Genomic DNA, 20,135 nt, shown 5'->3' on the forward strand with positions numbered 1-20,135 from the left:
CGGCCAGACTGTGAATGCAAGGAGTGTAAGGACATGAAGACGATCAAAGGCCCGGCGATTTTCCTCGCGCAATTTGTCGGGGACAAGGCCCCCTTCGACACGCTCGACAATCTCGGCCAATGGGCGGCTTCCCTCGGTTACAAGGGCATCCAGGTGCCGACCGATCCCAGGCTCTTCGATCTTGAGAAAGCCGCTGCATCCAGGACCTATTGCGACGATATCAAGGGCCGTCTGGCGGAAATGGGTATCGAGATCACCGAGCTTTCGACCCATATTCAAGGCCAGCTCGTCGCCGTTCACCCGGCCTATGATGAAATGTTCGACGGTTTTGCACCCGCCGAACTGCGCGGCAAACCAAGCGCGCGGCAGGAATGGGCGGTCAACCAGCTGAAATATGCGGCGAAAGCCTCACAGCATCTTGGCCTCAAAAGCCACGCCACCTTCTCCGGCGCACTCGCCTGGCCCTTCGTTTACCCCTGGCCGCAGCGCCCGGCGGGCCTCGTTGAACTGGCCTTTGCGGAGCTGGGCAAACGCTGGACCCCCATTCTCGATGCCTTCGAGGAAAGTGGCGTCGATCTCTGCTACGAACTGCATCCGGGCGAAGATCTGCATGACGGCATCACCTTCGAGCGCTTCCTTGAGGCTGCCGGCAATCACCCGCGCGCCAACATCCTCTACGATCCCTCCCACTTCGTCCTTCAGGCGATGGATTATCTCGAGTTCATCGACATCTACCACGAGCGCATCCGCGCCTTTCACGTCAAGGATGCCGAGTTCAATCCGACTGGCCGTTCCGGCGTTTATGGCGGCTATCAAGGCTGGGTCGACCGGCCGGGACGTTTCCGCTCGCTGGGCGACGGGCATGTCGATTTCGGCGCGGTGTTTTCCAAGCTCACCCAATATGACTTCGACGGCTGGGCGGTGCTGGAGTGGGAATGCGCGCTGAAGCACCCGGAAGACGGCGCGCGCGAGGGCGCCGTCTTCATTGAAAACCACATCATCCGCGTGACCGAACGGGCTTTCGACGATTTCGCCAAAAGCGGTGTCGATGATGCCGCCAATCGCCGCCTTCTCGGTCTCTGAAAGGAAACTTCATGTCCTCCACGATAGCAAAATTCGATAGCCGCCGTATTCGCCTCGGCATGGTTGGCGGCGGTCAGGGCGCCTTCATCGGGGCGGTGCATCGCATCGCGGCCCGGCTGGATGACCGTTACGAACTGGTGGCCGGCGCGCTTTCTTCCGATCCCGCGCGTGCTGCCGCTTCGGCAACCCTGCTCGGCATTGCACCGGAGCGGTCCTATGCCTCGTTCGAGGACATGGCGGCGGCCGAGGCTGGACGCGAGGACGGTATCGAGGCAGTCGCCATCGTCACCCCCAACCACCTGCATTTCGCCCCCTCCAAGGCCTTTCTCGAAGCCGGCATCCACGTCATCTGCGACAAGCCGGTTACCGCGACGCTGGAGGAAGCAAAGGCACTGGCCGGGATCGTCAGGGCATCCGACAGCCTGTTCGTCCTGACGCATAATTACACCGGCTACGCGATGCTGCGGCAGATGCGGGAAATGGTGGCGAGTGGCGACATCGGCAAGTTGCGCCACGTTCAGGCCGAATATGCGCAGGACTGGCTGACCGAGGCCGTTGAAAAGACCGGCGCAAAGGGCGCTGAATGGCGCACGGACCCCAGCCGTTCAGGTGCAGGCGGGGCAATCGGCGATATCGGCACGCACGCTTTCAACGCCGCCGCCTTTGTGACGGGCGAAATCCCGACAAGCCTTTATGCCGATCTGACGTCGTTCGTTCCGGGCCGGCTGCTGGATGACAGCGCCAATATTCTGCTGCGCTATGCAAGCGGCGCCAAGGGGATGCTCTGGGCGAGCCAGATCGCGGTCGGCAATGAAAACGCCCTGTCGCTTCGGGTCTATGGCGACAAGGGTGGGCTTGAATGGCACCATCGCGTGCCGGATGAGCTGTGGTTCACACCTTACGGCGAGCCAAAGCGTCTGATCACCCGCAATGGCGCGGGTGCAGGCGATGCCGCCAACCGTGTCAGCCGCGTGCCATCAGGGCACCCGGAAGGATATCTCGAGGGTTTTGCGACGATCTACCGCGAAGCCGCAGATGCAATCATCGCAAAGAGGGAGGGAAAAACGGCCGCCGGGGATGTGATTTACCCCGGCATAGAGGACGGCCTTGCGGGTCTCGCATTCATCGATGCGGCCGTCCGGTCCAGTCGGACCTCGTCCTGGGTCGGGATCGACATCTAGCTCACCCAATATCGAGCACGGAGACGACGCAGGGCACAGGAGGCAGTGCCCGGCATGACCCGGCCAGACGGCCGGGAAAGGCGTGGGCACGCGTGTCGTCATATTGATCAAACGGAAAGGGAGTTACGCGTTTGAAAACGTTCAAGTCAAAATTCGCTGGCATGGCATTCGTCGTCGGACTGGCGGCCGGTTTCGCAAATCCGGTTTTCGCAGATGACAGCAAGGTGCTGCCGATTGCCGCGCAGATGTACACGCTGCGCAATTCCGGAACGCTGGAAGAACAGCTTGCCATTCTCAACCGCGCTGGCGTTTCCGCCGTGGAAACCGTGGATATGCAGAAGGTCAGCGCCGGTGAACTGAACACGCTGCTGGAAAAGCACAAGATCAAGGTCATTTCCTCGCATGTGCCGATCGACAAGCTGCGCGGCAATCTCGATGAGGTCATCACCGAGCAGAAGGCCGTCGGCAATCCTGTCGTGACGGTGCCGTTCCTGAAGCCGGAAGACCGCCCGAAGGACGCTGCCGGCTGGACCGCCTTCGGCAAGGAGCTTGGCGGTTACGCGGACAAGCTTTCCGCGGCAGGCCTCTCCATGGCCTATCACAACCACGACTTCGAGATGGTCAAATTCGACAGCAAGACGGCGCTCGAACTGCTGCTCGATGCGGCAGGCCCGAAGCTGCAGGCCGAAGTCGATGTCGCCTGGGTGGCGCGCAGCGGCAATGATCCGGCAGAATTCCTCGGTACCTTGAAGGGCAAGGTTTTTGCCATCCACGCCAAGGACAATGCGCCTGCGGGCACGGCGGAAAACGAGCGCGGCTTCGCCACACTCGGCACCGGCGTTCTCGACTGGAAAACGATCCTGCCGGCAGCCAAACAGGCCGGCGCAAAATGGTTCATCCTTGAGCATGACCTTCCGCTCGATGCCGAAGCGGTGGTGACCAAGGGCAACGCGTTCCTTAGCGAACACCTGCCGACCATTCAGTAAACACTGCCAGTAAAACCAGAACCGCTCCCCGGCGGCCGGTTTCGGCGGGGAGCATGAGGTTCGACAGACGCATATCCATTTTCCGCCGCGCCGCGACGGGAAGCGCTTCGTCCTGTCGTTTTTTCCAAGCTCACATCGGAGGAGTTATCATGGCAAACAATCATTATGATGCGATTGTTGTCGGCTCGGGCATCAGTGGAGGCTGGGCCGCAAAGGAACTCACGCAAAAGGGCCTGAAGGTCCTGATGCTGGAGCGCGGCCGCAATATCGAGCACATCACCGACTATCAGAATGCCGACAAGGAAGCCTGGGATTATCCCCATCGCAACCGCGCCACGCAGGAGATGAAGGCGAAATACCCCGTTCTCAGCCGCGATTACCTGCTGGAAGAGGCGACGCTCGGAATGTGGGCCGATGAGCAGGAAACGCCCTATGTTGAGGAAAAGCGCTTCGACTGGTTCCGCGGTTACCATGTCGGAGGTCGCTCGCTGCTCTGGGGCCGCCAGACCTATCGCTGGTCGCAGACGGATTTCGAGGCCAATGCGAAAGACGGCATCGCGGTCGACTGGCCGATCCGCTATGAAGACGTCTCTCCCTGGTATGATTATGTCGAACGTTTTGCCGGCATCTCCGGCAGCCGCGAGGGGCTGGATATTCTCCCCGATGGCGAATTCCTGCCGCCCATTCCGCTCAATTTCGTAGAGCAGGATGTGGCCAGCCGGCTGAAGAAGGCGTTCAAGGGCACGCGCCACCTCATCAATTCACGCTGCGCCAACATCACCCAGGAACTTCCCGATCAGGAGCGCACCCGCTGTCAGTTCCGCAACAAGTGTCGGCTGGGCTGTCCCTTCGGCGGCTATTTCAGCACGCAGGCCTCGACCCTGCCTGCGGCGGTCGCCACCGGCAATCTGACGCTCAGGCCTTTCTCCATCGTCAAGGAAATCTTGTACGACAAGGACAAGAAGAAGGCGCGTGGCGTCGAGATCATCGATGCCGAAACCAATCTGACCTACGAATACACCGCCGACATCATCTTCCTCAACGCCTCGACGCTGAACTCGACATGGGTGCTGATGAACTCCGCCACCGATGTATGGGAAGGCGGCCTCGGCAGCAGCTCCGGTGAACTCGGCCACAACGTGATGGACCACCATTTCCGCATGGGCGCCACCGGTCAGGTGGAAGGCTTCGAGGACTTCTACTTCAAGGGCCGCCGCCCGGCGGGCTTCTACATTCCGCGTTTCCGCAATACCGGCGACGACAAGCGCAAATATCTGCGCGGTTTCGGCTATCAGGGTTCTGCCAGCCGTTCGCGCTGGGAGCGGGAGATCGCCGAACTCAATATCGGCGCCGACTACAAGGAGGCCCTGACCGAGCCGGGCGGCTGGACCATCGGCATGACTGCCTTCGGCGAAATGCTGCCTTATCACGACAACCGCGTGAAGCTGGATCATGACAAGAAGGACAAATGGGGCCTGCCTGTCCTGTCGATGAATGTCGAGATGAAGCAGAACGAACTCGACATGCGCGAAGACATGGTCAATGACGCCGTCGAGATGTTCGAGGCGGTCGGCATCAAGAACGTCAAGCCCTCGCGGGGCAGTTACGCTCCCGGCATGGGCATCCACGAAATGGGAACGGCCCGCATGGGACGCGACCCGAAAACCTCCGTCCTCAACGGCAACAACCAGGTCTGGGATGCACCCAACGTCTTTGTCACTGACGGCGCCTGCATGACCTCGGCCTCCTGCGTCAACCCGTCTTTGACCTACATGGCGCTGACGGCGCGTGCCGCCGATTTTGCCGTTTCCGAACGCAAGAAGGGGAACCTGTGATGAACAGACGCGAACTGCTGAAACTGATAGCCATTGCCACCGGCCTTCCGCTGATCGGCGCGGATGTCCTGACAGCCACGGAAAACGCCGCCAAACCAGCCGGTGCTGCCCACGTCTTCACCCCGGAGGAGATCCGCTTTCTGGACGAGGTGGCGGAAACCATCATTCCGCGCACCTCCACGCCGGGGGCGAAGGATGCCGAAGTGGGTGCATTCATGGCCGTCTATGCGGCCGATTGCTACACCGACGAGCAGCGGACACTCTTTCTTTCCGCAATCCCTGAAATCGAAAAGCGCAGTCAGGCCGAACACAAAAAGGCCTTTCTGGAACTGACGCCGGAACAGCGGCAGGCGCTGCTTGCCGCGCTGGACAAGCAGGCGAAGGCGGAACAGACGCCGGCAAAACCGCACGCCTTCACGCTGGTCAAGCAGCTGACGCTGCTCGGTTTCTTCACCTCGAAGATCGGCGCCACGGAAGTTCTCGTCTACGACGAGATTCCCGGCGGTTTCGAAGACCGCCTTCCCTACAAGAAAGGCACGCCTGCCTGGGGCACGACCTGAAGAGAGAACCATTGGCCCGTCCGCATTTGCGGGCGGGCCGCATTCATACGGCAAGACAAGGATGACATGATGCGCAAGACACTCATCATCGCGGCGGCTATGCTGACCGCAAGCACCGTTCCCGCTCTTTCGGAGGGCGATGTTGCCAAGGGGGAGGCGGCCTTCAAGCGCTGTTCCGCCTGTCACGCCATAGGCGAGGGCGCGAAAAACAGGGTCGGCCCACAGCTTAACGGCATCATCGGCCGTGCGGCAGGCGGTGTGCCCGATTATAATTATTCGGCCGCGATGAAAAAAGCGGGCGAGGACGGTCTCGTCTGGGCACCGCAAGAACTGCGGGATTTCCTGAGCGCGCCCAAGAAGAAAATACCCGGCAACAAGATGGCGCTGGCCGGCATCAGCAAGCCGGAAGATCTGGACAATCTCATCGCCTATATCGAAAGCGCGGCCTCCAAACCGGCTAAATAAGGCCACACCTTGCCAGGCAGACAGCGCCCGGCCTGCGGGCGAGATGGCAAGATTCAGTGCGAACGGAGATAGTCGGCAAGAACGAGGGCGTGATTATGTTCGGTGTCATGGGCGGCATAAAGCAGCGTCACGCGCCCCTCGGCCATGAATGCCTTCATGCGCGCCACGGCGTCGGGATTGGCTAACAGTTCCGCGTCATAGTGGCGGGTGAATTCCGCAAAGCGTGACGGCATATGGGAAAAACTCTTGCGCAATTCGTTGCTCGGCGCGATCTCCTTCAGCCATATGGAAAGCTGTGCAGTTTCCTTGCGCATGCCACGGGGCCAGAGCCGGTCCACCAGGATGCGCGCGCCGTCATCGTCGCTGGCAGGCTCATAAATCCGCTTGACCCTTATATCGTGCATGGGCGTCCTCCCTCGCTTGGCAAGCCGACGATTTACAACATTTTTTGCGGAATTGCGCCGGAAAATCACCCTGCTTAAAACCTTGCCGTCGGAGCGTGCGGGCGTTGCGAGCCTTAGAGACAATTGCCGGGAGTGCTGTCAGCGACGTATCGAGATCGCTGATAACAAAACGCCGTGCGTCCTTCGGGCGCACGGCGTTTATAGAGTGGAACCGGACGGCCATTTGCCGCCATCCGGTTCGTTGATGCCAAAACGTCAGCCGATCTGCGCGTTGTCGTCGCGCTTGATGGCGATGACGGTCGAGCGCGGCAGCTTGCCTTCGCCATCCGGGAAGGGGGCGTCGGGGTGCTGGATGCCGACGAAGTGGGTGCGCTTGTCGCCGGACCATGTCTGGCCGGTGACTTCGGAACCCTTCGGGGCGGTGAGGAAACGCTCGATACGGCCGGTGGCCGGGTCACCCGCCAGCATCTGGTTGTTGCCCTGGCCGGCGAAGTTACCTTCATTGCTGTCTTCGCCGTCGGTCTGGATCCAGAGGAGACCGGTCGAGTCGAACATCATGCCATCAGGCGAATTGAACATGTTGCCTTCGTTGATGTTCGAGGAGCCGGCAAAGGCGTCCTTGTGAACCGAAGGGTTGCCGGCCATGCAGAACAGGTCCCATTTGAACTTGCCGTCCGCATGGTCGTCATTTTCCGGATACCAGCGCACGATCTGGCCGTATTCGTTCTTTTCGCGCGGGTTGGCGGCGTTGATGACCATGGCGTCGCCGCCGGCATTGGCGCGCAGCTTGCCGTCCTTCATTTCGCCGCGGCGACTGTTGTTGGTCAGCGCGCAATAGGCTTCGATGGCGACCGGGTTGATGGCGACCCATTCCGGGCGGTCCATGGTCGTTGCACCCACCTTGGAAGCGGCCTGACGGGTGAAGACGCAGATTTCATCGATCTTCATGCCGGTGGTCTCAGGTGTGAGAGCCACCCATTCGCCGGCGCCGTCATCGGCGAATTTGGCGACGTGAAGCGTGCCTTCGTCGAGCAGTTTCGAGGTGTCGCCGCCCGGCACGTAAATGCCGTTGGAGACGAATTTATAGAGGAACTCGCCACGCTCGTCGTCACCCATGTAAACGACGACACGGCCGTCACGGGCAATCACCACGGCGGCGTTCTCGTGCTTGATGCGGCCAAGCGCAGTGCGCTTGATCGGGGTGGAGGAGGCATCCGAAGGATCGATCTCGACCACGTAGCCGGCGCGGCGCGGCTCGTTGGGGTTCTTGGCGACGTCGAAACGCGCGTCGAACTTCTCATAGGCGTAGCGGGTTTCGGCGACGATGCCATAACGCTTGTAGTCGTCAGGCAGCTTGAAGGCGGCGTCGGTGGTGCCGAAATAGCCGTTGAAGTTTTCCTCGCAGGTGAGATAGGTGCCCCAGGGCGTGCGGCCGGCGCCGCAATTGTTGAAGGTCCCGAGACAGTCGATGCCCTTCGGATCGGCGGCGGTCTTGACGAGATCGGAGCCGGCGGCCGGGCCGGAAAGCTTCATCGGCGTGTTGTGGTGGATACGGCGGTTGAAGGGGCTGTCGAGAACGATTTCCCAGCCCTCATTGCCTTCCGCGACTTCCATGACGGTGACGCCCTGCATGTTCTGCAGGATTTTCACGTCGTCGGCCGTCTTCGGGTTGCCTTTTTCGGCGTGCGGCAGGTTGGTTTCCGGGTTCACATATTCATGATTGACGGCGATCAGCTGATGAGCGCCGACCATGAACAGTTCCATGCCGTCGGTGTTTTCGCCGAAGACCTTGTCGGAGTTTTCAACGCTGACGCCCTTGGCGGGGTCGAGATCGGGAACGTTGGAGAACAGCGGCTGGCCCCATTTGGCGACCGGCTTCCAGCTGTAGCCTTCCGGCACATGGATGGTGTGGTCGGTGGCGGCGGCGACCGGCTTGAAGGGGAAACGACCGGCGGCAGCTTCCTGCGCCTCGGCGGAGGTGCTGGTCATCAGGTTGCCGAGCGTGCCCATGGCGGCCGCGGCCGAACCGAAGGCAAGCACGCCGCCAAGAAAGCCGCGGCGGGAAATCGCGGTTTCAACCACGCGGTCGAAATCGGTTTCGGCCGGCGGCGGGTTCTGCAGTTCGTCCCATTCGTCCCAGGACAATTTGCTTGTATCGATGTCGGTCATAGTCTGTCTCCACCGTTGCTTGTTTGGAATCATTCCAGCAAGGTGCCTACCGTCTCAATATTTCATGCGAATGACGGGAAGGGCAGTGGAACTGGTCATTTTCCCTTCAACGAGGCCGCTTTCTTCGTTAGCGCCCGATCAGGATGCGGGTGACGAGAAAGCCGTCGAAGCGGCAGAAACGGAAGGGAATCTCCGTTCCCCTGCGCCATTCACCGCCTATGTGGGCGGTCAGCCGCAGAGAGGCAGAGCCGCTGTTGTCGAAGCCGGACAGCTCGGCTGCGTCGAAAAAGAAAAACCGTTTCACTGTCGGATAAAGCGCCTTGAACAGGCTTTCCTTGGCCGAAAAGATCAAGCCGGTCATGAAGGGATCGATGTCATTCCCGAGGCTGTGGCGTTCGTTTGCCGTCAGGGCCTGCGCGGCGATATCGCCGGCCTCCTCCTCGGTCAGGAGCCTTTCGATGTCGATGCCGATGCCACACAACCGCTCGGAAGAGCCGGCGAGGGCAATCGCCCGTTCATGGCTGTGGGAAATCGCGCCGATCACGCCTTCTGGCCAGATCGGCGCGCGGTCCTCTCCCATGCCTGGAAAGGTGGAGCGGCCGGTGAGGCGGCGGATGGCCTCGGCCGCGCATCTGCGCCCGGCGATGAATTCTGCCTTGCGTCTGGGCAGGGCGTGTAAAAGCTGCGGCGGCAAGGGAGGGACCTCGCCGCCGCAGCCTTCCTCGGCGCTGTAACAAAGGGTGAGGCAATGGCAATCGCAGCTGTCGTCCGGCCAAGGCCAGATGGCCTCCGGTGGATCGCCGGAGACGACTTCGCGATGAAACGCCGTTGCAATGGCCATGTCCGTCACCTTCATCCAGCGGCCTAGATCATGATGTGAGCGGGCTGGCGATACCGCTCACGCTTTTCGCCATCCCGCTCCCGTTTAGGCCGCAAGCGTCGCGCCGCCATCGACCACGATCTGCTGCATCGTCACATGGCCGGCCTGATCGGAAGCGAGAAACAGCACCGTATCGGCGATATCGTCCGGCCTCGCGATCTTGCCGAGCGGAATGCCGAGCTTGAACTGCTCGGGCAGGCCGGCGACCAGCCGGTCCTTGCCGGAAGGATCGCTCAGCATGCCGGCAAGCATCGGCGTATCGGTGGAACCGGGGGAGACGACATTGCAGCGCACGCCATAGGGCGCAAGCTCAAGGGCGGCGCAATGGCTGAGGCTGACCAGCGCCGCCTTGGAGGCGCAATAGGCCATCATGCCGATGCGCGGCACGACGGCGGCGTTGGAGCCGACATTGACGATAGCGCCGCGCCGCTGCCGCTTGAAGGTGCTGCTCCATTGCCGCAGCATATAGAACGGCCCGGCGGCGTTGACATCCATGCAGGCCTTCCAGTCCGCCGGCGTCAGGCTTTCGCTGTCGCCGAGCCGCAATATGCCGGCGGCATTGACCAGAATATCGAGCCCGCCCCATTCGCTCTCGATCGCCTTGCAGGTCGTCTCCACCGCCGCTGCGTCGGTGATGTCGAGCGCGATCTGGCGGAAGGGAGCCCCCACTGTGTCGGCCAGAAGGTCGAGGCCGATGACCTCGGCCCCTTCCTCGATGAAACGTTCGGCGATACGGCGGCCGATGCCCTGGGCCGTGCCCGTCACCAGCACGCGCCGCCCGGTAAATCTCTGTTGCGTCATCTTGTCCGTCCGCTCAGGCTGCGAGCCGCTTTTCGTCGATCAGCGCCCACCAGGCGGAAAGTGTCGGCACACGCGCAAGCTCATCGAAGCCGACGGTGACACCGCGTTCCTTCAATTCGCCGGCGAGCTTCATCACCTGCAGCGAATCCAGCCCGTAGAAGATGAGGTTCTCATCGGGGTCGATGTCGCTTTCATCCTCCACCATTTGCAGGACACGGGCTTTCAGCCATTCGCGGGTGCCGGTGGCCTCTCCCGCGCCGACAAGGCTTGCGGTGTCGATCACCACGCCGCAGCGCGTTGCCACATATTGCAGCGCCATGCGGTGCTCGGCCTCGGAAAAATCGGCGACGCCGTCACCGATCATGAAGGGCTGAATATCCTTCATGAAGGCTTCCACCGCCGTCATCATGCAGCCGATATGGGCGTAAACCCCGCCGACGATGATCTGGTCGCGGCCCCAGCTTTTCAGGCGCTCTGCGAGGTCGGAACGCTGGAAGGCACTGTAGCGCCATTTGGTCAACACCACGTCGTCGGGCGTCGGCGCAAGCTTGTCGACCACCTTCTGCAATTCGGGGTCGACGACGGTGAGACCCGGTCCCCACATGTCGTTCAGGAGCGCGCGGTCGCCGGGCGGCTGGTTATGCGGCTGGGCTGTATAGATGACCGGCACGCCGTTCTGAACGGCCCATGCCTTCACCTTGGCGAGATTGTCGATGAGGGCGGTCATCAACTTGCCGTCGGCCTCGTAGAACCGCAGGAAATAACGCTGCATGTCGTGGATGAGAAGCACGGCGCGTTTCGCATCGGGCTGCCATTTTGTCTTGTTGGCCGGAAAGCTTGCGGCAACCGGCATCGGATAGTCGGAAATGGTGGGGATCGTCATGATGACCTCGGTTTTTTGCTGCGCCGGCTCGGGCGGCGCGTAATCTTTGGAATTGGGGACGCCCTTTTGAGCGTCCCTTTCGATTGGCGCTGCGTGTCAGGCGCTGATGGCAACGGGGGCTGTCAGCAGGTCGCGCAGGCGCTTCTTGTCGATCTTGCCGACGGCGGTGAGCGGCATGGCCTCGATGAAGCGCACGCGGTCCGGCAGCTTGTAATCCGCGACACCGAGACCGGCGAGATGCTGGCGGATGGCCGGCGCCTTAAGCGCGGGATTGCGCGACACGACGAAGACGCAGCTTTTTTCGCCGAGAAGTTCGTCCTGCATCGCCACAAGCGCCGCGTGCGTCACATCCGGATGCCGCAGGATCAGGTTTTCCACCTCCTCCGAGGCGACCTTTTCGCCGCCGCGATTGATCTGGTCTTTTACCCGGCCAACGACCCGCAGATAACCTTCGGGCGTGCGCTGCACGACGTCGCCCGAATAATAGAAACCATCCTTGTCGAAGACCCGGGCGCTGTGTTCGGGGGCGCGGTAATAGCCCCGGAACGTATAGGGGCCACGGGTCGCCAGCATGCCGGCTTCGCCATCGGGCACGTCGTTGCCATCCTCGTCGACGATGCGGATTTCGTCGTCCGGGCTGATCGGCCTGCCTTGCGTGGTGAAGACGATATGGTCCGGGTCCCCGGCGCGGGTGTAGTTCACCAGACCTTCCGCCATGCCGAACACCTGCTGCAGATCGCAGCCCAGCACCTCCGGCACCTGGCGGGCGAGCGCTTCGGCGAAGCTTGCGCCGCCGACCTGCAGGAGCTTGAGCGACTTGAGCCGTTCGCGATGGGCGGGAGCCGCCTGCAGCCATAGCGCCACCGCCGGCGGCACCAGCGGCACAATGTCGACGCCGTGCTTTTCGATCAGATCGAAGCAGGCAAGCGGCTCCGGATTGGCGGCCATGATCAACGCGCCGCCGGCGTGGAACACACCGAGCGCGCCGGGTGAACTCATCGGGAAATTATGCGCCACCGGAATGGCGCAGAGGAAACGGGTCTCAGGCGAAAGTTCGCAAATCTCCGCGCTGGCCCGGGCGCTGTAGTCATAATCGTTATGCGTCCGGGGGATCAGTTTCGGCGTTCCGGTGCTGCCGCCGGAAAGCTGGAACAGCGCCACCTCATCGGCGGCGGAAGGGGCGTAAGCCGGTGGATTTTCGGCCGGGGCGGCCAGCCGTTGCTCCAGGCTGCGCTGCGGATCGGTTTCGCCGAGCAGCAGGGTCACGGCAAGCTTTGGAGAGGCCGCCTTCAGTGCCTCCACAAATGTGTCATCGGCGAAAAGCTCGTGGGAACGCGAGCCGATCACCAGCTTCGGCGCGATCTGCTCCGCATAGGAGGTCATTTCCAGCCGGCGATGGCTGAAAAGCGCATTGACGGGGGCAGCGCCGATTTTGATGAGCGCGAAAAAGACGAGGTAGAACTCGGCGATGTTAGGCAATTGCACCAGTGCGGTGTCGCCCGTGCCGATGCCGGCGGCGGAGAGATGCCCGGCAAGATTGGAGGATTGCCGGTCGAGATCGGCATAGGTGAAGCGGCGTTCGCCGCAGATCAGCGCTGTTGCATCCGGCCGACGCTTCACCTGTTCGGTGAGAATGTCGCTCAGCGGCCTGTCGATCCAATAGCCGCGGTCGCGGTATCGGCGCGCCAGATCGTCGGGCCAGCGTTCAAATTCGATTGTCATGGTTTGTCCCCGGGAGAAATCAGGCAGAAAGACCGCAGGCGTTCAGCATGGTCTTGAGCTTGGTCTGCACTTCGGCCCATTCGGATTCGGGTTCCGAGGCCTCAACGATGCCGGCGCCCGCAAAGAGCCGCACGGTTTCCCGCTGCACGGTGCCGCAACGGATTGTCACCACCCATTCGCCGTTACCCTCGGCGTCCGTCCAGCCGACCATGCCGGTGAACAGCCCGCGCTCAAAGGGCTCGACGAAGCGGATGAGACGATGGGCGCGTTCGGTGGGAAAACCGCAAACGGCCGGTGTCGGGTGCAGCAGGCACGCCAGCTGCAGCGCATTGGTGTCGGGATCGGCAAGCCGGCCCTCGATACGCGTCGAAAGATGCCAGAGAGCCGCGGTGCTGATGAGGGAGGGCTTTTCCGGAACGTCGATTTCAGCGCAGCAGGGCGAAAGCAGCGAGCGGATATCCTGGATCACCAAGCTATGTTCGTAGTGGTCCTTTTCCGACGCGGCAAGACGGTCGGCATTGGCCTTGTCCGCCACCGGGTCGGTCATGCGCTTTGCCGATCCCGCGAGTGGGTTCGAGATGACTTTTTCGCCCTGCTTGCGGATGAGAAGCTCTGGGCTGACGCCGATCAGATCACCGCTGTCAGGCAGCGGAATGCGGAACTGGTAACCCTCGCGGTTCTGCTTGGCGAGGCTGGCGAGCAACCTTTCGACATTGACCTCGGAGGCGAAGGTCAGTTCGCGCATCACCGAAAGCACCGCCTTGCGGACCTCGGAGTGGCGGAAATTGACGATGGCATGTTCGACGGCATGCTTGAAACCGCTCTCGTCCGGCAGGCTGTTCTGACCCACAAGTGCCGGCATCGCCGAATCAGTCGAGGCCGCAGCGGTGCCCTTTGTGCTCCACTCATAGTTGTCCGGGATATAAAGGCATGACGGTTCGCTGACATCGAAGGGGATCGCGCCAATGGCGATGGGATTGTCCTGTCCCGCCCTGCGCGCCCGCTCAAAAGCGCCCTTTATCGCTTGCTGCAAAGGGCTTGCAACGTCTTCGCCGCCCCGGGCGGGAAGCGTTATCTTTTCGCGAATACCTCTGGCACGCAATTCCCCGGTGCCGGAAGTAAACAGAAATTCTCTATTAAAATCAGTAATTTCGTCGGATTCGACGTCATTCGTCCTGAGTGCCCCAGTTTTCATGGGATGCCTCCTGTGCGAGTGGTTGACGATGGCTTATACTTGATTATGATAATCATGTTTTGTCAATCGGTGCAAAGTCACATGCTAAATTTAACCCCTATGCAGGGTGCTTATTGGGTCGGTCGAGAGGCGGGCGGGATACTCGGAAAAGTTACGCCGCATCTTTATCTCGAGTTCAAAGGCCCGCGGCTGGAGGCGGAAAGACTGGCTGTCGCGGTCGATAAACTGTGCCGGCGTCACCCCATGCTCAGCCTCATGATCGATGCGGAAGGGTGCCAGAGCGTGGACCCCGTCGGCCGGCCGCTCCGCCTCGACGTGGAAGACATGACCGCATTGGATGAGGAAGCGCTTGCGCATCGTCTTGCCCTCAAACGTGAGGAGTGGAGCCATCGTCAGGCCGATCTCCGTGTCTCACCGCCTGCGGCCCTGTCGATCAGCCTGCTGCCTGCGGACCGCACCCGGTTGCATGTGGATACCGACATGCTGGCGATCGATCCGGCCAGTGTGCGAATCGTGATGGAGGACCTCGCCTGTTTTTATGAGGCTGGCGCAGATGAAGGCGCGCTCTCGGCCGAGCCGCCGCCGTCTTTTTTTAGCTGGGCGAAGCGTCTTCTCTCCGATGCGGACCTCAAGGCCCAGCGTGAACGGGATCGGCTGTGGTGGCGGCAACAGATCGCCGATATTCCAGACGCCCCGCCATTGCCGTTCTTGCCCGATGACGCGTCACGCGCCGTTCATACCGATCGCCTTGCCGCGACGCTTTCACCGGCTGAACGCAGCAGTCTGGAACAGCTGGCGCGGCGCTGCTGCGTGACCACGTCCACCCTCCTGCTCGGTGTTTTTGCCCTGTCGCTCTCGCAGGCGACGGCTACGGAAAAATTCCGGCTTTCGGTGCCGGGTTTCTGGCGGGCGCCCTTGGTGGAAGGGGTCGATGACATCGTCGGTGAGTTCTCCAATGTTCTCGTGCTCGGTGTCGACATCAGGCCCGCGGAGAGCCTGGAGCGGCTGCTCGGGCGGCTTTTTGACGAAATGAACGGGCGTCTCGCGCACCAGTCCTATCCCGGCGTCAGCGTCATGCGTGATCTTTCGCGGCAGCGCGGCGGTTTGCAAAGCTCGCCGGTGGTCTTCACCGCAGGTGTCGATCTTGCCGGTGGCGACCTGTTTTCCGAGCGCGTCGGGCGGGTGTTCGGTCCGATGATCCACACCGTCTCGCAAGGGCCGGGCGTTGCGCTGGATGCGCAGGTTGCGGCGCTGGATGGCGGGCTTCTGATCAACTGGGACGTGCGGCTCGACGCCCTGCCGGAAAGCTGGCTGCGAGCCCTGTTTAACACCTACACCGCGCTTCTTCGTAGTCTCGCCGAAAGCCCCGATCTCGTTTCCGAGACTGTGGAGCGATTCGGCTCGCAGGCGCCGGAAGCGACAGCGCAGACAAAAGGAAATCCCATGGAACGGCCACTCTCAGCCTTGCAAAAGGCCTATCTGCTCGGTCGTGGCACCCACCTGCCGCTCAGCGGCGTGGCGATGCAGGAGTTTCGCGAATATCGCGGCAATATCGATCCGGCATTGTTTCGCTCGCGCCTGACAGCAATGGTCGGGCGGCACGAAAGCCTGCGCACCCGCATCGATGAGCGGCGTCTGGTGCAGGTGGTCTCAGAAGAGCCGAAGCTCAACCTTGATATTGTTGATCTTTCGAACCTGTCCGTTGCCGAAGCCGAAGCGCGGATGGACGCTGTGCGGCGGGATTTCTCGCATGCCCATTTCGATCTTGCCGCCTCTCCCTGGCAGGTAACGGTCTTTCGCTTGCCGGAAATTGCGGCAGGGGATGGGGCGGTGGTCTTCCTGCGTTTCGACGCCCTCATTCTTGACGGACGGGGAATAGCCAGCCTTGCGGTGGAACTCTTCGATGATGTCGTGCCGCCCGCATCAACTGTCACAACCACCGCCGCGCAGCAGGATATCGCAGCGGCCCGCGCCGAAGATGCCGCCTATTGGGCCGGGAAACTTGAGGGTGTGGAAGTGCCCTCGCAATTGCCATGGAAAGCCGCGCTCGAAACCATTGCCGTTTCGCGTTACAGCCGCCAGAGCCTGACCGTGGAAAAACAACGCTTTACCACCTTTTCACGTATCGGCGCGAAAGAGCGGCTGTTCAAGAATTCGGCGCTGACGGCGGTGATCCTCGATGTGCTGTCGCTTTGGCTGAACGAAGGCGCTCTCGTCGTCGGCATTCCCGTCGCCCCGCAGGTGGAAGGCGCGTTTGCCAATCGCTCGAGCTTCATCGCGGTCAAATGGGATGCGGCCAGGGGCGATTTTGCGGAGCGGGCCGCAGCTTTGCAAACGGATGTGCTTGAGGGCCTCAACCACCTCGCATTTTCGGGGATCGATCTCAATCGCATCCTTCTCAATGCCAATCCGGGCGGGCTGGCACTGCCGGTGGTCATCACCAACGGCCTCTCCTGGCCCACGCTTTCGCAAGCGTCCACGTTGCGCTGGACGGACGGGCTGACCCAGACACCGCAGGTGGCGCTGGATTTCCGCTTTTCGCAAAATCCGGATGGCGATCTCGTCCTCGATATCGATTATGCGGAACAGGCGATCGATGGCGCAATGGTGGCGGATATTCTCGGTGCCATCGAACGCGCGATTGCCGCGATCACAACCAGCGGGACTTTCTCTTTCAATCCCCGACAGGTTGTCGATCTGTCCCATTACCGGTTGAACGGTGACGAGGGGAACTTCGTCTGCCCGCCATTTCTGGAACGGATCGCCGCCCATCTTTTTGAGGGTGACCGGTCGCGCACGGCGCTGGTAAGCGGCAAACGGCGTATCGCCTATGGCGAACTCGCAGATTTGGTGGCACGGGCCATGGCAGGACTGAAGGCGCGTGGCGTCGGTCGCGGGGATGTCGTGGCGGTGTGCCTGCCACGCAGTCCGGAGCATACGGCTGTCACGCTGGCCGCCGCGCTCTCGGGTGCGATCTGGGTGCCGGTGGATGCCGGTTCACCGGAAGACCGCCTGCGCTACCTGCTGACCAATTGCCGCCCGGCCATCATCGTTGCCCGCAATGTTCCGCAAGGCTTTGAGGCTATCGATCCCGAGGAGCTTCTGTCGACGCCGGCCACTTCCGATGTGCCCGTTGTCATGGCGGAACTGGCCGCGCTTTCGGCGAGCGAGGATCCGGCCTATTATCTCTACACGTCAGGCACGACCGGCAAACCGAAATGCGTTGTGCTTTCCAATCGCGCCACGGCCAATGTCGTCGGCAGCACGCTCTCGGAATGGGGCGTGACGGCAAGTGATGTGTTCATTTCAGTCACGCCTTTGCATCACGACATGTCTGTTTTCGATGTCTTCGGCGCGCTTACCGCCGGTGCGACGCTGGTGCTGCCGGAACCCGGCGAGGAAAAGGATGCGGTTCGCTGGAACGAACTGGTGGCCGAACATGGCGTGACGCTGTGGTGCTCCGTGCCGGCCATCCTTGAAATGCTCCTGTCCTGCCGCCGCGGCGATCAGCTCGGTTCGCTCCGCCTCGTCGCGCAGGGCGGTGACTACATCAAGCCTTCCGTCATCGAGGAGATGCGCCGGCTGAAGCCCGACATGCGGCTGATATCGCTTGGCGGGCCGACGGAAACGACCATCTGGAGCATCTGGCACGAGATCGTGGCAAATGACACCACGGCGATACCCTACGGACACCCCTTACCAGCCAATCGATATTTCATCCTCAACGATCAGGGCGGCCATTGCCCGGTCGGCGTCGTCGGTCGCATCCACACGGTGGGCGTAAATGTGGCGATCGGCTATCTGGAGGATGGCGCCATTACCCAGACGGATTTCGTGACGGTCAACGATCCCGACGCAAATGCGGTCCGCGCATTTCGGACCGGTGACCGGGGCCGTTACCGGCCGGATGGCAAGATCATGTTTGCAAGCCGGGTCAACGGTTACGTCAAGGTACGCGGGGTGCGGGTCTCGCTGCCGGATGTGGAAAACGAACTTATCCGCCACCCCTCCATCCAGCGGATCTTGGTGGTGGATTACGGCGCCGAGCAAAAGGGAGAAGCCGCCATCGGCGTCCTTTATGTTCCGATGCCCGGCCTTGAGCTTTCCGCAGCCGATCTGCGCAATTTCGCCCGCAGACACCTGCCGGAATCCCACGTGCCCGGCCGTTTTCTCAATGTCGCCGACCTGCCGCTCTCGGCCAATGGCAAACCGGATCGCCGCCGCGCCCGCGAATTGCTGACGGTTCCAGAACCGGCGAAAACGCCGGCGGCTGTGGCAGTCAAGGTGGCCGATCAGGGCGATCGCCGCGTGCTGGATATCTATCTTGGCGTGCTGGGCAAAAGGCCCGCGAATGTGGACATGAACAGCGATCTGCTGGCGCTTGGCCTCTTGCCGTCGCATCTGAAAACCGTCTCGGCTGAAATCCGCAGCGCCTTCGGCGTGGAACTGACGCCGCAGCAGCTTTTACGGTGCCGCAGCGCCAGGCAGGTCAGCTCGCTTTTACCGGCTTCCGCGGCATGAGCTCCATCATCGCGGCCAGAACATCATAGAATAACCCAAGGAAAAACAGATGGCGCATATTGATCCTGCCGGCGGCTGGCTTCCCCTGACCCAGCCGCAACTCGATTTCTGGGAGGAGTTCTCCTTCCATCCCGACGAGCCGGTCTCCACCGTCGCCCATTACATCGATCTTTCCGGTGCCGTGAATGAAGGTGCCCTGCTTGAAGCGATCAAACGCACCGTGCGTGAATCGCAGGTGCTGTCGATCCGTTTCCGCATGGCTGAGGATGGCGAGACGCCGCAGCAATGCTGCGATCCGCTCCAGGCCCCGGTTGTCGAGCTTGTGGATCTGCGCACCGTTTCCGCCCCCTTCGAAGAAGCGATGCTGCGGATGAATGCCGATGTCGAGGCAAGGCTTGATCTTCGGACCGACAGGCTCTCTGCGCAGGTGCTTTACCGCATCAGTGACGACCGTTACCTCTGGTATATCCGCGCCCATCATATCGTCGTTGATGGTTATGGCCTGACGCTGGTGGAGCAGCGCTGCGGGCAGCTTTACGGGCACTATTGCGGCAAGGGCGAGGCCGGTCCCGATTTTCATCCCTTCGGCAGTTTTCTGGCAGAGGAGGATGCCTATCGGCAGAGCCGCCGTTTCGAAAAGGACCGCGATTTCTGGACGGCCTATCTTGCTCCGCCGGTGGATTTGCCCGTGCTGGACAAGGATTGTGAGGATTATGGCGGTGGCGGCCTGCATGCCGATGCGGGATTGCCGGAAGGTTTCAGCGCAAGGCTGCAACATATATCCCGCGCACTGGAGATCGGCTGGCCAGACCTGCTGGTGCTGCTTTCCGGCCTCTATCTTCACCGCAACTTGCCGCGCCCGGATCGCGACGTGCTGACGCTGTGGCTGCCCTTCATGAGCCGCTGGGGCAGCGTCGGCGCGCATATGCCCGCCATGCTCGTCAATATATTGCCGTTCCATCTGACAATCGAACCGCAGGAAACCCTTGGCGGCTTTCTTGCGCGCAATGCCGCCAATCTGCGCAAGCAGCGCCTGCATGGCCGCTACCGCATCGAACAGATCGCCGCCGATCAGGAGATATCGAAGGGCCGGCGGTTCTTTTTCTCTCCGCTCATCAACGTCCTGCCTTTCAGCGCACCGGTCTTTGCGGAGCTTGTCGTCTCCCGGCACATTCTCGCCAATGGTCCCGGCGATGGCTTCAACCTGACCTTCCGTGGCGAGGATGACGGCAGCGATCTGAACCTGCATATCGACGCGGACTCGGCGCTGACGGAAGCGGACGATTTCGCGCGCTATCGCGAGGAGCTGCCGCTGTTTCTGGATGCCATGCTGCACAGCGAGGCGCTGGCGGTTGCGGCTGAAGAGGTTTCCGCGAGGTTCCGCCTGGCGGTTTGAGTGGCCGGCTCCTCTGCACAAAAAAGGACGGAAAATCTCTCCCCGTCATACCGG

The 20,135-nt window shown here is 61.6% G+C and carries 15 protein-coding genes; 8 read left to right on the forward strand and 7 right to left on the reverse strand.

Going from position 1 to position 20,135, the window contains the following annotated elements; all coding sequences use genetic code 11:
- The first annotated feature begins 33 nt into the window (after window positions 1-33).
- The 6 genes from FY152_22350 to FY152_22375 all read left to right on the forward strand — a co-directional run bounded on the left by FY152_22350 (window position 34) and on the right by FY152_22375 (window position 6,110).
- Window positions 34-1,083: a sugar phosphate isomerase/epimerase gene (locus FY152_22350; protein UXS34836.1), complete on the forward strand. Its 1,050-nt coding sequence runs from the start codon at window positions 34-36 to the stop codon at window positions 1,081-1,083.
- An 11-nt stretch (window positions 1,084-1,094) separates the two neighbouring features.
- Window positions 1,095-2,264 carry a Gfo/Idh/MocA family oxidoreductase gene (locus FY152_22355; GenBank protein ID UXS34837.1) on the forward strand — a complete coding sequence of 390 codons (1,170 nt, stop codon included), beginning with the start codon at window positions 1,095-1,097 and terminating at the stop codon, window positions 2,262-2,264.
- A 131-nt stretch (window positions 2,265-2,395) separates the two neighbouring features.
- Window positions 2,396-3,250: a sugar phosphate isomerase/epimerase gene (locus FY152_22360; protein ID UXS34838.1), complete on the forward strand. Its 855-nt coding sequence runs from the start codon at window positions 2,396-2,398 to the stop codon at window positions 3,248-3,250.
- Between the two features lie 149 nt (window positions 3,251-3,399).
- Window positions 3,400-5,085: a GMC family oxidoreductase gene (locus tag FY152_22365; GenBank protein UXS34839.1), complete on the forward strand. Its 1,686-nt coding sequence runs from the start codon at window positions 3,400-3,402 to the stop codon at window positions 5,083-5,085.
- Complete coding sequence (locus tag FY152_22370) at window positions 5,085-5,645, forward strand: gluconate 2-dehydrogenase subunit 3 family protein (protein ID UXS34840.1); 561 nt, start codon at window positions 5,085-5,087, stop codon at window positions 5,643-5,645. Before FY152_22365 ends, FY152_22370 begins: the two co-directional genes overlap by 1 nt.
- A gap of 69 nt (window positions 5,646-5,714) precedes the next feature.
- Window positions 5,715-6,110 (forward strand): cytochrome c family protein, encoded by a 396-nt coding sequence (locus FY152_22375; protein UXS34841.1) that lies wholly within the window; start codon window positions 5,715-5,717, stop codon window positions 6,108-6,110.
- 53 nt (window positions 6,111-6,163) lie between these two features.
- On the opposite strand, the gene FY152_22380 is transcribed toward FY152_22375, so the two are convergent.
- From FY152_22380 to FY152_22410, 7 genes are all read right to left on the reverse strand, one after another.
- Window positions 6,164-6,514, reverse strand: coding sequence for a DUF488 domain-containing protein (locus tag FY152_22380; protein ID UXS34842.1), 351 nt, complete (start codon window positions 6,512-6,514; stop codon window positions 6,164-6,166).
- Window positions 6,515-6,769: 255 nt separating this feature from the next.
- Window positions 6,770-8,683 carry a PhoX family phosphatase gene (locus tag FY152_22385; GenBank protein UXS34843.1) on the reverse strand — a complete coding sequence of 638 codons (1,914 nt, stop codon included), beginning with the start codon at window positions 8,681-8,683 and terminating at the stop codon, window positions 6,770-6,772.
- 127 nt (window positions 8,684-8,810) lie between these two features.
- Complete coding sequence (locus tag FY152_22390; GenBank protein UXS34844.1) at window positions 8,811-9,524, reverse strand: 4'-phosphopantetheinyl transferase superfamily protein; 714 nt, start codon at window positions 9,522-9,524, stop codon at window positions 8,811-8,813.
- Window positions 9,525-9,608: 84 nt separating this feature from the next.
- Window positions 9,609-10,364 carry a 2,3-dihydro-2,3-dihydroxybenzoate dehydrogenase gene (dhbA, locus tag FY152_22395; GenBank protein UXS34845.1) on the reverse strand — a complete coding sequence of 252 codons (756 nt, stop codon included), beginning with the start codon at window positions 10,362-10,364 and terminating at the stop codon, window positions 9,609-9,611.
- Between the two features lie 13 nt (window positions 10,365-10,377).
- On the reverse strand, window positions 10,378-11,247 hold the full coding sequence (locus tag FY152_22400; GenBank protein ID UXS34846.1) for an isochorismatase: 870 nt from the start codon (window positions 11,245-11,247) through the stop codon (window positions 10,378-10,380).
- Between the two features lie 96 nt (window positions 11,248-11,343).
- Window positions 11,344-12,969 carry a (2,3-dihydroxybenzoyl)adenylate synthase gene (gene entE / locus FY152_22405; protein ID UXS34847.1) on the reverse strand — a complete coding sequence of 542 codons (1,626 nt, stop codon included), beginning with the start codon at window positions 12,967-12,969 and terminating at the stop codon, window positions 11,344-11,346.
- Window positions 12,970-12,988: 19 nt separating this feature from the next.
- Window positions 12,989-14,164 carry an isochorismate synthase MenF gene (locus FY152_22410; GenBank protein UXS34848.1) on the reverse strand — a complete coding sequence of 392 codons (1,176 nt, stop codon included), beginning with the start codon at window positions 14,162-14,164 and terminating at the stop codon, window positions 12,989-12,991.
- A gap of 81 nt (window positions 14,165-14,245) precedes the next feature.
- Between FY152_22410 and FY152_22415 the strand changes: the two genes are divergently transcribed.
- Together FY152_22415 and FY152_22420 are read left to right on the forward strand one after the other, a co-directional pair.
- Window positions 14,246-18,685, forward strand: a complete 4,440-nt coding sequence (locus tag FY152_22415) for an amino acid adenylation domain-containing protein (protein UXS34849.1) — start codon at window positions 14,246-14,248, stop codon at window positions 18,683-18,685.
- A gap of 49 nt (window positions 18,686-18,734) precedes the next feature.
- On the forward strand, window positions 18,735-20,081 hold the full coding sequence (locus FY152_22420) for a condensation protein (GenBank protein ID UXS34850.1): 1,347 nt from the start codon (window positions 18,735-18,737) through the stop codon (window positions 20,079-20,081).
- Window positions 20,082-20,135: the final 54 nt, after the last annotated feature.

Source organism: Agrobacterium tumefaciens (genome assembly GCA_025560025.1).
Classification (GTDB): Bacteria; Pseudomonadota; Alphaproteobacteria; order Rhizobiales; family Rhizobiaceae; genus Agrobacterium.

What these genes read in the sequence shown, in the direction of transcription:
- FY152_22350 (UXS34836.1), top strand. Translation starts at nt 34, where the DNA reads ATGAAGACGATCAAAGGCCCGGCGATTTTCCTCGCGCAATTTGTCGGG.
- FY152_22355 (UXS34837.1), top strand. Translation starts at nt 1,095, where the DNA reads ATGTCCTCCACGATAGCAAAATTCGATAGCCGCCGTATTCGCCTCGGC.
- FY152_22365 (UXS34839.1), top strand. Translation starts at nt 3,400, where the DNA reads ATGGCAAACAATCATTATGATGCGATTGTTGTCGGCTCGGGCATCAGT.
- FY152_22370 (UXS34840.1), top strand. Translation starts at nt 5,085, where the DNA reads ATGAACAGACGCGAACTGCTGAAACTGATAGCCATTGCCACCGGCCTT.
- FY152_22375 (UXS34841.1), top strand. Translation starts at nt 5,715, where the DNA reads ATGCGCAAGACACTCATCATCGCGGCGGCTATGCTGACCGCAAGCACC.
- FY152_22380 (UXS34842.1), bottom strand. Translation starts at nt 6,514, where the DNA reads ATGCACGATATAAGGGTCAAGCGGATTTATGAGCCTGCCAGCGACGAT.
- FY152_22385 (UXS34843.1), bottom strand. Translation starts at nt 8,683, where the DNA reads ATGACCGACATCGATACAAGCAAATTGTCCTGGGACGAATGGGACGAA.
- FY152_22390 (UXS34844.1), bottom strand. Translation starts at nt 9,524, where the DNA reads ATGGCCATTGCAACGGCGTTTCATCGCGAAGTCGTCTCCGGCGATCCA.
- dhbA (UXS34845.1), bottom strand. Translation starts at nt 10,364, where the DNA reads ATGACGCAACAGAGATTTACCGGGCGGCGCGTGCTGGTGACGGGCACG.
- FY152_22400 (UXS34846.1), bottom strand. Translation starts at nt 11,247, where the DNA reads ATGACGATCCCCACCATTTCCGACTATCCGATGCCGGTTGCCGCAAGC.
- entE (UXS34847.1), bottom strand. Translation starts at nt 12,969, where the DNA reads ATGACAATCGAATTTGAACGCTGGCCCGACGATCTGGCGCGCCGATAC.
- FY152_22410 (UXS34848.1), bottom strand. Translation starts at nt 14,164, where the DNA reads ATGAAAACTGGGGCACTCAGGACGAATGACGTCGAATCCGACGAAATT.
- FY152_22415 (UXS34849.1), top strand. Translation starts at nt 14,246, where the DNA reads ATGCTAAATTTAACCCCTATGCAGGGTGCTTATTGGGTCGGTCGAGAG.
- FY152_22420 (UXS34850.1), top strand. Translation starts at nt 18,735, where the DNA reads ATGGCGCATATTGATCCTGCCGGCGGCTGGCTTCCCCTGACCCAGCCG.